This is a genomic window from Williamsia sp. MIQD14, from assembly GCF_051025635.1.
Taxonomy (GTDB): Bacteria; Actinomycetota; Actinomycetes; order Mycobacteriales; family Mycobacteriaceae; genus Williamsia_A.
Map to the genome: position 1 here is coordinate 464831 of NZ_JBPFDG010000005.1, position 13234 is coordinate 478064.

Below are 13234 nucleotides of genomic sequence, written 5' to 3' on the forward strand. Positions count from 1 at the left end.
CGTGGCGTCACAGGGTCCGAGGTGGACCCACGGTCGCGAGGATACCGACCCGGGTCGAGCGTCACACACCGGTCAGTTCCGGTAGAGGGGGGCGAGCAGCGGTTGGCCGGCGGTCAGCGCCGATCCGCTCATGTGGTTGAGCTCCTTGATGTCGGCGACCACGGCGGACGTCGACCGGTCCGGGGCGACGCGCGCGGCGAGCTCACCCAACGACTCCCCGCCGCGGACGTGGACGACCGAGGTCCCGGCGATGGGGGCGGCCGTCGACTCGGTGGCGGCCGATCCGCCGAGCACGACCGCCCACACGGCGACCGCGAGAGCGATGCCGGCGACGATCGCCGCGCCCCATCCGATGGGTGCGGGCCGACGCGACACCGGCGCGTGACGACGTCCGTCGGCGCACAGCACACCGGCGGGGCGTGCATCGACCGGCCGACCCGAGGGCCGCCGGCGAGCGGGCACAGGGCGCTGCGCCGGCCGCGGCGCGCGCTCGACGGTGCTCCCGGAGGGGCGGTACCCCGTGTGGGCGGTGGTGCTGCTGTGACGCGTGAGAGTCTGATTCATGACGTGCTCCTCATCGACCAGACGTTCGAGTGAACGTGTGTTCGATTTGTATCACGCGGCTCCGACAATGTCCCGACACGGTCGAACAAATGTTTGAAAGTTGTTATCCGCTGCACTACTGTCCCAGGTGACAGCAGGTCCGCGCGTCGTCCGAACCGTTCGAACAGACCGGTCGGGAGCGGGGCCGCGACAGGAGGGACACCGTGTCCGACACCACCGTCACCACCACCGAGTTCGCCGACGGCCCGATCAGCGAGGCCGATCTGACCCCCCGGCAGGCGAAGGTCCTCGAGGTCATCCGTGCGTCGGTCCGCGAGCGCGGTTATCCCCCGAGCATCCGTGAGATCGGCGACGCGGTCGGCCTCAACTCCACGTCGTCGGTCGCCCACCAGCTGCGCACCCTGGAACGCAAGGGCTTCCTCAAACGCGACGCGAACCGCCCCCGCGCGGTGAACGTCCAGGACGCCGATCCCGGCGACGGCGGCGGCTCCGACGCACTGTCGCTCCCGACGCCGACCTTCGTCCCGGTGCTCGGTCGGATCGCGGCCGGCGGGCCCATCCTCGCCGAGGAGGCGGTGGAAGAGGTGTTCCCGCTCCCCCGCGAACTCGTCGGCGACGGCGCGCTCTTCCTCCTCCGCGTGGTCGGCGAGTCGATGATCGACGCCGCCATCTGCGACGGCGACTGGGTGGTCGTCCGCCAGCAGAACGTCGCCGACAACGGCGACATCGTCGCGGCCATGATCGACGGCGAGGCCACGGTGAAGACCTTCAAACGCACTGACGGACACGTGTGGCTCATGCCCCACAACCCACAGTTCGACCCCATCCCCGGTGACGAGGCGGCCATCCTCGGCAAGGTCGTCACCGTCATGCGTCGCCTCTGATCGCCCGCCCACACCCCGCAGAAGCCATCTGACCACGCCGCGTGTCACACTGGTTCCCCCGCTCGGGGTGGACGACAGGAGACGTGATGGGCGCACAGCGATTGGTCCTCGACGGGGCAGTGGTCGTGGTGACCGGTGCCGCCGGCGGCATCGGACGTGAGGTCGTCCGCGAGGTGCATCGTCGCGGGGCCCGGGTGGTCGCACTCGACCTCGTGCAGTCGGCTGTCGACGACGCCGTGCGCGGACTCGACCCCGAACGCGTGCTCGCCGCGCAAGCCGACGTCACGGTCCCGGCGGATCTCTCCGACGCGGTCGATCGCGCCGTGGATCGGTGGGGCCGGATCGATGTGGTGTTCGCCAATGCCGGTATCTCCAGCGGGGATTCGGCCGACACCGTTGCCAGCGTGGCCGACGGCGTGTTCGAGCGGGTCATCGGCGTGAACCTGATGGGCGTCTGGAACACCGTGCGCGCGGCGCTGCCGCACATCATCGAGGCGCGCGGCCACGTCCTGATCACCTCGTCGACGTACGCCTACCTCAACGGCATGGTGAATGCGCCCTACGCGGCGTCGAAGGCTGCCGTGGAGCAGATCGGTCGGGCGTTGCGAAGCGAGCTGGCGGCCCATGGTGCGACGGCCGGGGTGCTGTACCCGGGATGGGTCGCCACGCCCATCGCCGACGTCGCCTTCGGCAAGGACGAGCTCGCCACCGCATTGATCAAGCGGGCGTTCCCGCGGCCGCTCCTCACACCGATCAAGCCCCGCCGTGTGGGGCTCGCGGTCGCCGACGGCATCGAGACCAGGTCACCCCGGATCCAGGTCCCGCGGCGGTGGATCCCGGTGGCTGCGCTGCGCGGCATCGTCAACCCGCTCTCCGACGCCGCGCTGCAGCGCGACACGACCATGATCGGCCTCGTCCGCGAGGTGGAGGACCGCGCGCACCGGCGGTGAGGTCAGCCGATCCGCGACGTGATCAGCCGTGGAGGGCCGCCGCGGCGGCGACGCGCGCGTCTGCGGGATCCGCGGTCGCCAGGGCCGCCCTGGCCGCGGCCCGGCACTGCTCGGTGGTGACCTGGCCGAGCGCGGCGCCCACCCCGGCCGCGGCCGCGGGCGCACTCGACAGTGACGTGACGCCCATGCCCACCAGCACGCAGGCGAGCAGGGGGTCGGCGGCGGCCTCGCCACACACACCGACCGGTTTGCCCGTCGCCGAGCCCGCCGAGGCGACCATGTGGATCAGCGCGAGAACGGCAGGCTGCCACGGATCGGTGAGGTAGGCCAGTTCGGCGGACATGCGGTCGGCCGCCATCGTGTACTGCGTGAGGTCGTTGGTGCCGATCGACACGAAGTCGACCTCGGCGAGGATCGACGGCGCCAACAGTGCGGCCGAGGGGATCTCGATCATCACGCCGGCGACGAGGCCGCGGTTGCGCACCTTCGCCGCGAAGTCGCGCGCCTCGGTCGCGGTGGCCACCATCGGCGCCATCACCCACGGGGACGACCCGGTCGCCTCGGCGGCGGCCGCGATGGCGTCGAGTTGCCGGTCGAGCAGACCGGGATTGCCGAAGGCCACGCGCAGACCACGCACACCGAGGGCGGGGTTGGCCTCGGTTCCGTTGTCGGCGAACAGCAGTGGCTTGTCGGAGCCGGCGTCGAGGGTGCGGATCACGATCTTGGCGTCGGGCTCCCCCGCGGTCGGCACGAACGCCTCGATGACCTCGCGGTAGAGCGCTGTCTGCTCGGCGGCGTCGGGCTCCTTCGCCCGATCGAGGAAGGCGAGCTCGGTCCGGAACAGACCGACTCCCTGCACCGGGAAGTCGGTGGCCGCGCGGGCGGACACGCCGTCCTGGACGTTGGCGAGGATCGACACGTCGAGACCGTCTGCGGTACGTCCCGGTCCGCTCCACCGTGACACCAGCTCGGCTGCGTCGCGGGAGCGCGCGACGGCATCGCGGGCGGCTTCGGCATCGGGGCCGACGGTGACGGTGCCCGCCTCGCCGTCGAGCATGACCGGGGTGCCCGCGGCCACCGACGTCAGCGCGCCGACGGCGACGACGCAGGGGATCCCCAACTGCCGGGCGATGATCGCGGTGTGACTGGTCGGTCCGCCCAGACGAGTGGCCAGGCCGCGCACGAGGGCGGGGTCGAGCCCGGAGGTGTCGGCGGGGGCGAGGTCGTCGGCGAAGAGGATGACCTCGTGGTCGGGCTGGGCCAGACCGGGTTCGGGATCGCCCGCGAGTTCGGCGAGCACCCGGTCTCGGACGTCGAGCAGATCCGTCACGCGCTCGGCCATCAGACCACCGAGCTTGGTGAACAGGGCGACGAACTGCTCGGTGGCGTCGACCGCCGCGTTCGGGGCGGGCGATCCGGCGCGGATGAGCTTCTCCGCCGAGGAGATCCAGCCGCGGTCCTGCGCGAGCGCCGCGGTGGCCGAGAGGACCTCCGACGCCACACCGGTGCCCGCCGAGGCACGGGCGCGTAGACGGTCGGCGACGGCCGCCGCCGCGGCGACGAACCGCGCGCACTCGGCCTCGACATCCGCCGGCGGGGTTCCCGGGCCGGGAAGCGCGGGTCGCTCACCCGGCCACATCACCGGCGCGAAGGCCACCCCGGACACCACCGGTGTCCCGGTGAGGACCGTCGGAGCCGCGGGGTCGGTGGACGTGGTCACGTCCACCGTGGAGAGGTCGTTCGCTGTCGCGTGGGGAGCCATGGGGTGCCTATCGATCGTTGCGTCTCGGCCGATCATCCGCCGAGACGTCCCGGGGGACTCGCGACGAGGTGATTGTCATTGCGGTGTTGCTCTGTGACTCAAATTACAAGAAAAGCTTGACTTGTCAACATATCCAGGCGTAAACACAACGATATCAACATTCAAAGCCACACATTCCAACCGAAACGGGGACGCGTGTACGCCGAAGAGCGACAGCAGGCCATCGCCGACCAGGTACTCGCCCACGGTCGCGCGTCGGTGACCGCGCTGGCCGAGGAATTCGATGTCACCAGCGAGACCGTGCGTCGTGATCTCGCGTCGCTCGAGCGGGCCGGATTCCTCCGCCGCGTGCACGGGGGCGCCGTCCCGGTCGACGCCGTGCGGGTCACCGAACTCGGGGTCGCCGAGCGTGCCGATGCCCATCCCGACGAGAAGGAGCGCATCGGCACGGCCGCATGCCGCTTCGTGCCGTCCGACGGCGGCAGCCTCGTGATCGACGCAGGCACCACCACCGTGCAGGCCGCAGCCCGACTGCCGCGCGACCGCGGTCTCACCGTGTTCACCAACTCTCTACCCGTCGCGGCGTCGGTCGCCGATCACCCCGGAGCGCAGCTGCATTTCCTCGGCGGCCGCATCCGCGGGCTCACCCAGGCCGCGGTCGGGCCGGCACCCATCACCGCGCTCGCCGCGTTCCGTGTCGACGTCGCGTTCATCGGCACCAACGGCATCACCGAGCGGCACGGGTTGTCCACCCCCGACCCCGACGAGGGGGCGGTGAAGTCGGCCATGATCGCTGCGGCCAACCGCGTTGTAGTGCTGGCTGATTCGTCCAAACTCGGCGCCGAGGACATGACCCGCTTCGCCGGCCTCGAGCAGGTGGACGTCCTCATCACCGACGACGGCATCGACCCCGTCTTCTCCGCCGAGCTGTCCGCCCGCGGCGTCGAGGTCGTGATCGCATGATCGTCACCGTCACCGCCAACCCCAGCGTCGACCGCACCATCGTGCTGCCCGGCGCGCTGGTCCGTGGATCGGTCACCCGCGCCGCCGACGCACGTGTCGAGCCCGGCGGCAAGGGCGTCAACGTCTCCCGCGCCGTGCAGATGGCCGGCGCGACGACGACCGCGATCCTGCCCGCACGCGCCGGTGATCCCCTGCTCGTCGGACTCGATGCCGTGGGACTCGATCACCGCACCGTCGAGGTCGCCGTCGATGTGCGCAGCAACCTGACCATCACCGAACCCGATGGCACCACCACCAAGCTCAACCTGCCCGGTGCGGTGATGTCACCGGCCGAGCTCGCCGAGATGACCCGACTGGTCCTCGAATCGGCGACGCGCGCGACCTGGGTGGCGCTGTGTGGATCGCTGCCGCCGGGGGTGCCCGACGACTGGTACGCCGATCTCGCCGACCGGCTGTCGTCGCTGCCCTGTCGGGTCGCAGTGGACACCTCCGGAGCGCCGCTGAGCGCGGTACGCGCGGCCATGCCGGCCGTGTCGGTGGATCTGCTCAAGCCCAACAGCGAGGAACTGTGCGAGATCACCGGCGCAGACCTCGCCACGCTCGAACAGGCTGCCGACGCAGGCGATCTCGGTCCCACGCACGACGCGGCACGCGCCCTGCACGACCTCGCCGGGTGCGCCGTCCTCGCGACCCTGGGCGCGGCTGGCGCGATGCTGGTGACCGAGGCCGGTGCGTGGCGTGCCACTCCCCCGCCCATGGTCCCCGTGAGCACCGTCGGCGCCGGTGACGCGACGCTCGCCGGCTACCTGCTCGCCACCGCCGACGATGCGGCCCCGGCCGAGGCGCTGCGCCGAGCCGTCGCCTACGGGTCGGCGGCGGCGGCCCTGGCCGGAACCCAACCTCCCCGACCCACCGACCTCGCACTGTCCGCGGTGCGCGTGAGCGAGGTGGCCACACCCCACGCGGTGTGAGGCCTCCGCGCCGCATCCCCCGACCCGACCACCGGCTCTGACGAACACCCAGAAATCGATCAGCCTCCACCGTGGAGGCTCCCACCGAGAAAAGGCACAACGATGTCCGACACCCACATCGGCACCGCTCCGACCGGGGCGACCGAATCCGCCGATCCACCGCAGATCATCGAGGCCGCCACCGTGGCCCTCGACGTCGCTGCCGGATCGGACAACCAGGCGGTGATCACCTACCTTGCCGACCTCCTCGTCCGCAGCGGCCGGGCCACCGACGCCGACACGCTGGTGAGCGCGGCGATGGCGCGCGAGGCCCAGTCGGCCACCGGCCTGCCCGGCGGTATCGCGATCCCGCACTGCCGCACCGAGTCCGCGGTGCGCGCGAGCCTGGCCTTCGCCCGCCTCGCGCCGCCGGTCGACTTCGGCGCCACCGACGCCCCGGCCGATCTGGTGTTCCTCATCTCGGCCCCCTCCTCGGGCGGATCCGAGCACATGAAGCTGCTCAGCGCTCTGGCGCGGGCACTCGTCCGCCCCGATTTCGTCGCGAAGCTGCGGGCCGCCTCCGACGCCGCCGCCGTGGTCGATCTGGTGTCCGAGGTCGTCACCCCGGCCGCGCCGAAGGCCGCGACGGGCACCGCCCCCTCCGCCTCGACCTCTCCGGCGGCGTCGACGGCGACCGCGGCAGGCACCACCCCGCCCGCCGCCGGTGGTTCGGCCGCCGCGACCACGGTCGTGGCCATCACGGCGTGCCCGACGGGTATCGCGCACACCTACATGGCCGCCGACGCCCTCACCTACGCCGCACAGCGCGCCGATGTGGATTTCGTCGTCGAGACCCAGGGATCGTCGAAGACCACGGCCATCGACCCCGCAGTCATCGCCCGCGCCGACGCCGTCATCTTCGCCACCGATGTGGGCGTGAAGGGCCGGGAGCGTTTCGCCGGCAAGCCCGTCATCGAATCGGGCACCAAGCGGGCGATCAACGAGCCCGACACCATGATCGCCGAGGCCGTCGCCGCGGCGAAGAACCCGAACGCCAAGCGCGTGGGCGGCTCGGCCGCCGCGGCCGATGCCGGCGCGTCGGCCGGGTCGAGTGAGCTCGGCTGGGGCACCCGCACCCGGCAGATCCTGCTGACCGGCGTCAGCTACATGATCCCGTTCGTCGCCGCGGGCGGCCTGCTCATCGCGCTGGGCTTCCTGCTCGGCGGCTACGAGATGGCGCTCAAGCCCAACGGTGCCACCGATCCGCTCGGTGCCACCATCGCGCTCAGCAACAGCCTCACCAACCTGCCCTCGGGCGGGTTCGCGCAGTACCTCGGCGGGGTGTTCTTCGAGATCGGGTCCCTGGCGTTCTTCTTCCTGGTCCCCGCGCTCGCCGGCTACATCGCTTTCGCTATCGCCGACCGTCCGGGTCTCGCACCGGGTTTCACCGCCGGCTACATCGCGTCGGTGGTCGGCGCCGGTTTCATCGGTGGCCTGGTGGGCGGTCTCATCGCCGGATTCGTGGCCCTGTGGATCAGCCGGATCCCGTTGCCGCAGTGGGCGCGCGGACTCATGCCCGTCGTCATCATCCCGCTGCTGGCCACACTGATCACCGGTGCGTTGATGTTCATGGTGCTCGGACGCCCGCTGAAGTGGATCACCACCTCACTGCAGGACGCACTCTCGTCGATGTCGGGCAGCTCGGTCATCATCCTCGGCATCATCCTCGGCCTGATGATGTGTTTCGACCTCGGCGGCCCGGTCAACAAGGCGGCCTACGCGTTCGCCGTGCAGGGACTGGCGATCGGCGGCTCGGCCGATCTTCGGATCATGGCGACGGTGATGTGCGCGGGCATGGTGCCGCCGCTGGCCATGGCGCTGGCGACCACCATCCGTCCGAAGCTCTTCACCGAGCCCGAGCGGGAGAACGGCAAGGCGGCCTGGCTGCTCGGTGCGTCGTTCATCTCCGAGGGCGCGATCCCGTTCGCCGCGGCCGACCCGCTGCGCGTGATCCCCTCGATGATGGCCGGCGGCGCCGTCACCGGCGCTCTGACCATGGCGTTCGACGTCGGTCTGCGGGCCCCCCACGGCGGCATCTTCGTGTTCTTCGCGATGAGCAACGTGCTGGGCTTCCTGATCTCGCTCGCCGCGGGCACGATCGTCGGAGCGGTCCTCGTGGTCGCGGCCAAGCAGATGCGGTCCAAGCCGGTCGTCGCGACCTCCGAGGTCGCCCTCGGCGCACCGGTGCCCGCCTGATCCCCGTCCCGTGATCGCTTCCCACCCGTCACCACCCCACAGAAGGAACTGAACATGCCCAGCACCACCATCGCAGTCGGGTCCGCCGTCGGCCTCCACGCCCGTCCCGCCACGATCATCGCCGAGGCCGTAGCCGCGGCCGGCTCGGCGGTAACCCTGGCCGTCGAGGGCGGCGAGCCTGTGGACGCCGGTTCGGCGCTGATGATCATGACCCTCGGCGCCGAGAAGGGCACCCAGGTCGTGGTCAGCGCCGACGATCAGGCCACGCTCGACGAGATCGCCGGGCTGGTCGGCAAGGATCTCGACGCCGAGTGAGCGAGCCGGTGAGCACCGGGTAGGCCGTGTGACTCAGCTGTGAACAGACGACGGCCGGTGGGACATCCCACCGGCCGTCGTCTGTTGCGTGTACCTGCTCGAACTCAGCGCCAGGCGATGTCGACGAGGCCGCCGGCCAGCGCGGCCGGGACCTTCACCCGCATGAGGGTCCCGTCGTCACGGTGTTCGGTCTCGAGGACGTCGCCGTGGGCGTGGATACGCGAGACGAGATCGCCGCGGGAGTACGGCACGAGCACCGACATCTCCACGTCGTCGCGTCCGATGACGTCGCGCACGCGGTCGAACAGCTCCTCGAGCCCCTCGCCGGTGATCGCCGAGACGAAGACGGCGTCGGAGAACTCGCCGCGCAGCGCCGCGAGGGTGAGCGGGTCGGCGGCGTCGATCTTGTTGACCACCAATATCTCCGGCGGTGCCGTCGCCTTCTCGCTGCGCACGACCTCGTCGATCACGGTGCGCACCGTGGAGATCTGCTCCATCGGCAGCGGATCGGATGCGTCGACGACATGCAGCACCAGATCGGCATCGACGACCTCCTCGAGGGTCGACCGGAACGCCTCGACCAGCTGCGTGGGCAGGTGTCGCACGAACCCGACGGTGTCGGTGAAGACGACCTCGCGCCCGTCGTCGAGCGTGGCGCGACGGGTCGTCGGATCAAGGGTCGCGAACAGGGCGTTCTGGACCAGCACCCCCGATCCGGTCATGGCGTTGATGAGGCTGGACTTGCCGGCGTTGGTGTACCCGGCGATGGTCACCGCAGGCACCGACGACCGGCGACGGCCGCTGCGCGACACCGTGCGCGCCGTCTTCATCCCGCGGATCTCGCGACGCAACTTGGCCATCCGCTCGCGGATGCGACGTCGGTCGGTCTCGATCTTCGTCTCACCGGGACCGCGCAGGCCCACGCCGCCGTTGCTGCCCGCCCGGCCGCCGGCCTGACGGGACATCGACTCACCCCAGCCGCGCAGCCGCGGGATCATGTACTCCATCTGCGCCAGCGCGACCTGGGCCTTGCCCTCGCGGGAGGTGGCGTGCTGGGCGAAGATGTCGAGGATCAGGGCGGTGCGGTCGATGACCTTGACCTTCACCACCTTCTCCAGCGCGTTGAGCTGCGCGGGCGTCAGTTCGCCGTCGCAGATCACCGTGTCGGCGCCGGTCGCCAACACCACCTCACGCAGCTCGTGCGCCTTGCCCGACCCGATGTACGTCGCGGGGTCGGGGCGGTCGCGTCGCTGCATGACCGCGTCGAGGATCTCCGATCCCGCGGTCTCGGCGAGTGCGGCCAACTCCGCCATCCGCGCCTGCGCGGTGGAGGCGCTGCCGTCGGTCCACACCCCGACCAGCACGACCCGCTCGAGGCGGAGCTGGCGGTACTCGACCTCGGTGACGTCGGTGAGTTCGGTCGACAGTCCCGGTACGCGCTGCAACGACGATCGCTCGTCGCGCTGCAGCTCACCGGTGGTCGGCGTGCGCCGCCGGAACTGCTCGGTGATGCCGGCGGTCCGGTCCGTGTCGCCGAACGTGTCGGTCTCGTCGGTGTGGTCGATCGTGTTCGTGTCGGTGAAGAAGGTGTTCTCCTCTGTGTCGTGAACTCGGTGGTCGAGATCAGGTCCGTGGTCCGGCGCCGCGGCGTGTTCGGCGTGTGGTGTCAGTGATCTCACGGATCGGGTGCCCCGCGCATCCGATTTTTCGTCGGTCGGGGCGCGGTCGTCGAGGCGCGGGTCGGCTTCTCGCGAGGACGTCACCGGGCGGCGGCCCGGGGTGGGGTCGAGGCCCGGTCCCAACCGGGGCGCAGGACTCCGGAGCCGACGAGTACAGACGGACCGGTCAGGTAGGCGGCGTCGGCCTCGAGACGGACGGTCACTCGCCCACCGGGTACGTCAACGTCGATGCTGCCCCACTGATTCCCGGTCGACGCGAGCAGCGCGGCCGCCGCGGCCGCGACGGTGCCGGTCCCGCAGCTGCGCGTCTCACCCACACCGCGTTCGAGGACGCGCATCGCGACGGCGCCCTTGCGGGGCGGGGTGATGATCTCGATGTTGACCCCGGCCGGGAAGACGTCGGTGTCGAATCGCGCGCCCGAGGCGAGGTCGATCGCGTCGAGGGCGGCGAGGTCGAGATCGGGTACGACACAGGCGAGATGCGGGTTGCCGACGTCGACGGCGACCCCGGCGACGGTGAGATCGCCCAGCGTCGCCTTGCTCTCGACGCCCACGGTGACGGGTCCCATCTCCACGGTGACCGTCGCGGTGGTGACGTCGGCGTCGGTGACGTGCACCGCCCGTGCACCCGCGCGCGACCCGACGACGAAGTCGGGTCCGTCGACCAGTCCGGCGGCGACGAGGTGGTGGGCGAACACCCGGACGCCGTTGCCGCACATCTCGGCGACGGATCCGTCGGCGTTGCGGTAGTCCATGAACCAGTCGCGGGTCCCGACGCCCACGGGCAGCTCGTCGAGCGCCCCGGTCACGCAGAGGGCGTCGGCACGCGCGACACGCAGCACGCCGTCGGCGCCGATGCCGCGCCGACGGTCGCACAGGGCGACCACGAGGTCGGCGGTGAGGTCGAGGCGGGCGTCGGCGTCGGGCAGCAGCACGAAGTCGTTCTGGGTGCCGTGCCCCTTGAGGAACTCGATGCCCTCGATCTCGACGTCTGCTGCCATAGGCCCAGGTTACCGTCCCTGCCGGTCGGCCGCGGGCGGTGCGTCGGGCGAGGAGGCGGTGCCGACCAGGGCCGAGACGGCGTCGAGGAGCGACGGTGCACCGGCGTCGAACCAGTGGATGCGCGGATCGCGACGGAACCACGAGCGTTGCCGGCGGACGTAGCGTCGGGTGCCGGTGAACGTGAGCTCTTGCGCGGTGTCCAAGTCGTGTCGCCCGTCGAGGGCGTCGAGGACCTGCGCGTAGCCGATCGCACGCGGCGCGGTGGTGCCCTCCCGGAGTCCCCGGTCGACGAGCGCGCGCACCTCCTCGACGAGTCCGTCGGCGAACATGGCGTCGGTGCGTCGTCGCAGACGGTCGTCGAGCGCGTCGGTGTCACGGTCGAGGGCGATGATCGTCGTCGACCAACGCGGGGCCCGGCCGATGGGCGGAGCCGACGCGGCGAACGGTTTCCCGGTGATCTCGACGACCTCGAGCGCCCGAACGACGCGACGTCCGTCCGAGGCCAGGATCGACGACGCGGCTGCGGGGTCGACCACCGCGAGACGACGGTGCAGCGACTCCACACCGTCGGCGGCCAGCTCGCCCTCCAACCGCGCGCGCACCTCGGGGTCGGTGGCGGGGAAGGTCCAGTCGTCGAGCAACGACTGGATGTAGAGCATCGACCCACCCACGATGATCGGCCGGCGACCCGCGGCGAGGATTGCCTCGACGTCGGTGCGGGCGGCGCCCTGGTACCGGGCGACGGTCGCGGTCTCGGTGACGTCGAGGACGTCGAGCTGGTGGTGGAGAATCCCGCGGCGCATGTCCCTGGGCACCTTGGCCGTGCCGACGTCCATCCCCCGGTACTGCTGCATCGCGTCGATGTTGACGATCTCGCCGTCGTACCGCTGCGCGAGGTCGAGGGCCAGCTCGGACTTGCCGGTGCCGGTGGGACCGATCACCGCGATCGGTGCGACGACCGCGCCGACGGACCGCGGCGGCGACGACCCCTGTGCCGATGTCACGCCCGGCGTTCCCACCACGCGACCTGGTAGCCCACCCCGAACGGCGCCCCGCGATAGAGCGTCGCCGCGGCCGCGGGCGCGGCGCCGGTAGCGGCCCACAGCGCCGCGGCGACCTGCCAGGCTGCGCGCCCGTCGACGCGCATCTGTGCACATGCACGTTCGTCGAGGCGGGCGAGGGCCTCGGTGTCGGCGGCCGCGAGCGCGTCGTCGACCGCAGCCTGCACCGCGGCGGCTCCGTCGAGGAGACCGGCGGGCGCACGGTCGGTGAGTCCGGTCGAGCCGTCGCCGACGACGAGCAGCCCGATCGGCTCGCCGGCCTCGGTGCAGCGACGGGCGAGTCGACGACCGATCTCGGCGCACTCGACGCCCGCCGTCGACGGGTCGACGAGCACCGGTTCGATGACGACGCTCTCGGCGACACGGCCGCGCACCCACCCGGCGATCAACATGGGCGTGGCCATCGTGTCCCCGCTCGTCCGCCCGTCACCGTCGGTGAATGCGACGGCTCCGGGATCGAGCGACACCGACAGGTCGACACCGAAGCCTGCGAAGGTCCCCGTCCGGGGTGGCGCGGTGTCGTCGTGGGGGGCGGCACCGATCGCGATCCAGGTGCTCGAGCGGGCGGCCAGCCGTCGGCCCGCCTCCAGCACCGCGTCACGGACGGGTGCGACGTCGGCGACCGCTGCGGGACCCGACACCTCCGGGACGATCAGCGGGGCCCCGGGGATGAACGCGACGGCGGTGAGCACACCGCAGACGCTAGTCGACGCGACCGCGTGTCCCGGCGCTCGCGCGCGGCCCACGGCGTTGACGCGACTGCACACGAAATCGGCGCCCGCCTGCTTAGATGGGTCCACGACACACCAGGTGGGCGACGCACCGGGTGGGCTCGGACGACAGTGGCA

Annotated in this window: 12 protein-coding genes; 6 read left to right on the forward strand and 6 right to left on the reverse strand. The window is 71.4% G+C overall.

Annotated features, from left to right (window positions below):
- Positions 1-72: 72 nt before the first annotated feature.
- Positions 73-564, reverse strand: coding sequence for a LysM peptidoglycan-binding domain-containing protein (locus tag ACQ7HM_RS19620; RefSeq protein WP_434217907.1), 492 nt, complete (start codon positions 562-564; stop codon positions 73-75).
- Positions 565-767: 203 nt separating this feature from the next.
- On the opposite strand from ACQ7HM_RS19620, the gene lexA reads away from it, so the two are divergent.
- Both lexA and ACQ7HM_RS19630 read left to right on the forward strand, forming a co-directional pair.
- Positions 768-1448 (forward strand): transcriptional repressor LexA, encoded by a 681-nt coding sequence (lexA, locus tag ACQ7HM_RS19625; protein WP_434217908.1) that lies wholly within the window; start codon positions 768-770, stop codon positions 1446-1448.
- Between the two features lie 86 nt (positions 1449-1534).
- Positions 1535-2398 carry an SDR family NAD(P)-dependent oxidoreductase gene (locus tag ACQ7HM_RS19630; protein ID WP_434217909.1) on the forward strand — a complete coding sequence of 288 codons (864 nt, stop codon included), beginning with the start codon at positions 1535-1537 and terminating at the stop codon, positions 2396-2398.
- A gap of 22 nt (positions 2399-2420) precedes the next feature.
- Here ACQ7HM_RS19630 and ACQ7HM_RS19635 read toward each other — a convergent pair whose 3' ends face one another.
- Positions 2421-4160, reverse strand: coding sequence for a phosphoenolpyruvate--protein phosphotransferase (locus ACQ7HM_RS19635; protein WP_434217910.1), 1740 nt, complete (start codon positions 4158-4160; stop codon positions 2421-2423).
- A 195-nt stretch (positions 4161-4355) separates the two neighbouring features.
- On the opposite strand from ACQ7HM_RS19635, the gene ACQ7HM_RS19640 reads away from it, so the two are divergent.
- The 4 genes from ACQ7HM_RS19640 (at position 4356) to ACQ7HM_RS19655 (ending at position 8644) form a co-directional block, all read left to right on the forward strand.
- Positions 4356-5123, forward strand: a complete 768-nt coding sequence (locus tag ACQ7HM_RS19640) for a DeoR/GlpR family DNA-binding transcription regulator (RefSeq protein ID WP_434217911.1) — start codon at positions 4356-4358, stop codon at positions 5121-5123.
- Complete coding sequence (locus ACQ7HM_RS19645) at positions 5120-6094, forward strand: 1-phosphofructokinase family hexose kinase (protein WP_434217912.1); 975 nt, start codon at positions 5120-5122, stop codon at positions 6092-6094. The genes ACQ7HM_RS19640 and ACQ7HM_RS19645 overlap by 4 nt, the downstream gene beginning before the upstream one ends.
- 102 nt (positions 6095-6196) lie before the next feature.
- Positions 6197-8329 carry a PTS fructose transporter subunit IIABC gene (locus ACQ7HM_RS19650; protein ID WP_434217913.1) on the forward strand — a complete coding sequence of 711 codons (2133 nt, stop codon included), beginning with the start codon at positions 6197-6199 and terminating at the stop codon, positions 8327-8329.
- A gap of 54 nt (positions 8330-8383) precedes the next feature.
- Positions 8384-8644: an HPr family phosphocarrier protein gene (locus ACQ7HM_RS19655; RefSeq protein ID WP_045822527.1), complete on the forward strand. Its 261-nt coding sequence runs from the start codon at positions 8384-8386 to the stop codon at positions 8642-8644.
- Between the two features lie 104 nt (positions 8645-8748).
- On the opposite strand, the gene hflX is transcribed toward ACQ7HM_RS19655, so the two are convergent.
- The 4 genes from hflX to ACQ7HM_RS19675 form a co-directional block, all read right to left on the reverse strand.
- Positions 8749-10155: a GTPase HflX gene (gene hflX, locus ACQ7HM_RS19660; RefSeq protein WP_434217987.1), complete on the reverse strand. Its 1407-nt coding sequence runs from the start codon at positions 10153-10155 to the stop codon at positions 8749-8751.
- A gap of 248 nt (positions 10156-10403) precedes the next feature.
- Positions 10404-11324 (reverse strand): diaminopimelate epimerase, encoded by a 921-nt coding sequence (gene dapF / locus ACQ7HM_RS19665; RefSeq protein WP_434217914.1) that lies wholly within the window; start codon positions 11322-11324, stop codon positions 10404-10406.
- Between the two features lie 9 nt (positions 11325-11333).
- Positions 11334-12329 carry a tRNA (adenosine(37)-N6)-dimethylallyltransferase MiaA gene (miaA, locus tag ACQ7HM_RS19670; protein WP_434217915.1) on the reverse strand — a complete coding sequence of 332 codons (996 nt, stop codon included), beginning with the start codon at positions 12327-12329 and terminating at the stop codon, positions 11334-11336.
- Positions 12326-13078, reverse strand: coding sequence for a hypothetical protein (locus ACQ7HM_RS19675; protein WP_434217916.1), 753 nt, complete (start codon positions 13076-13078; stop codon positions 12326-12328). Before ACQ7HM_RS19675 ends, miaA begins: the two co-directional genes overlap by 4 nt.
- Positions 13079-13234: the final 156 nt, after the last annotated feature.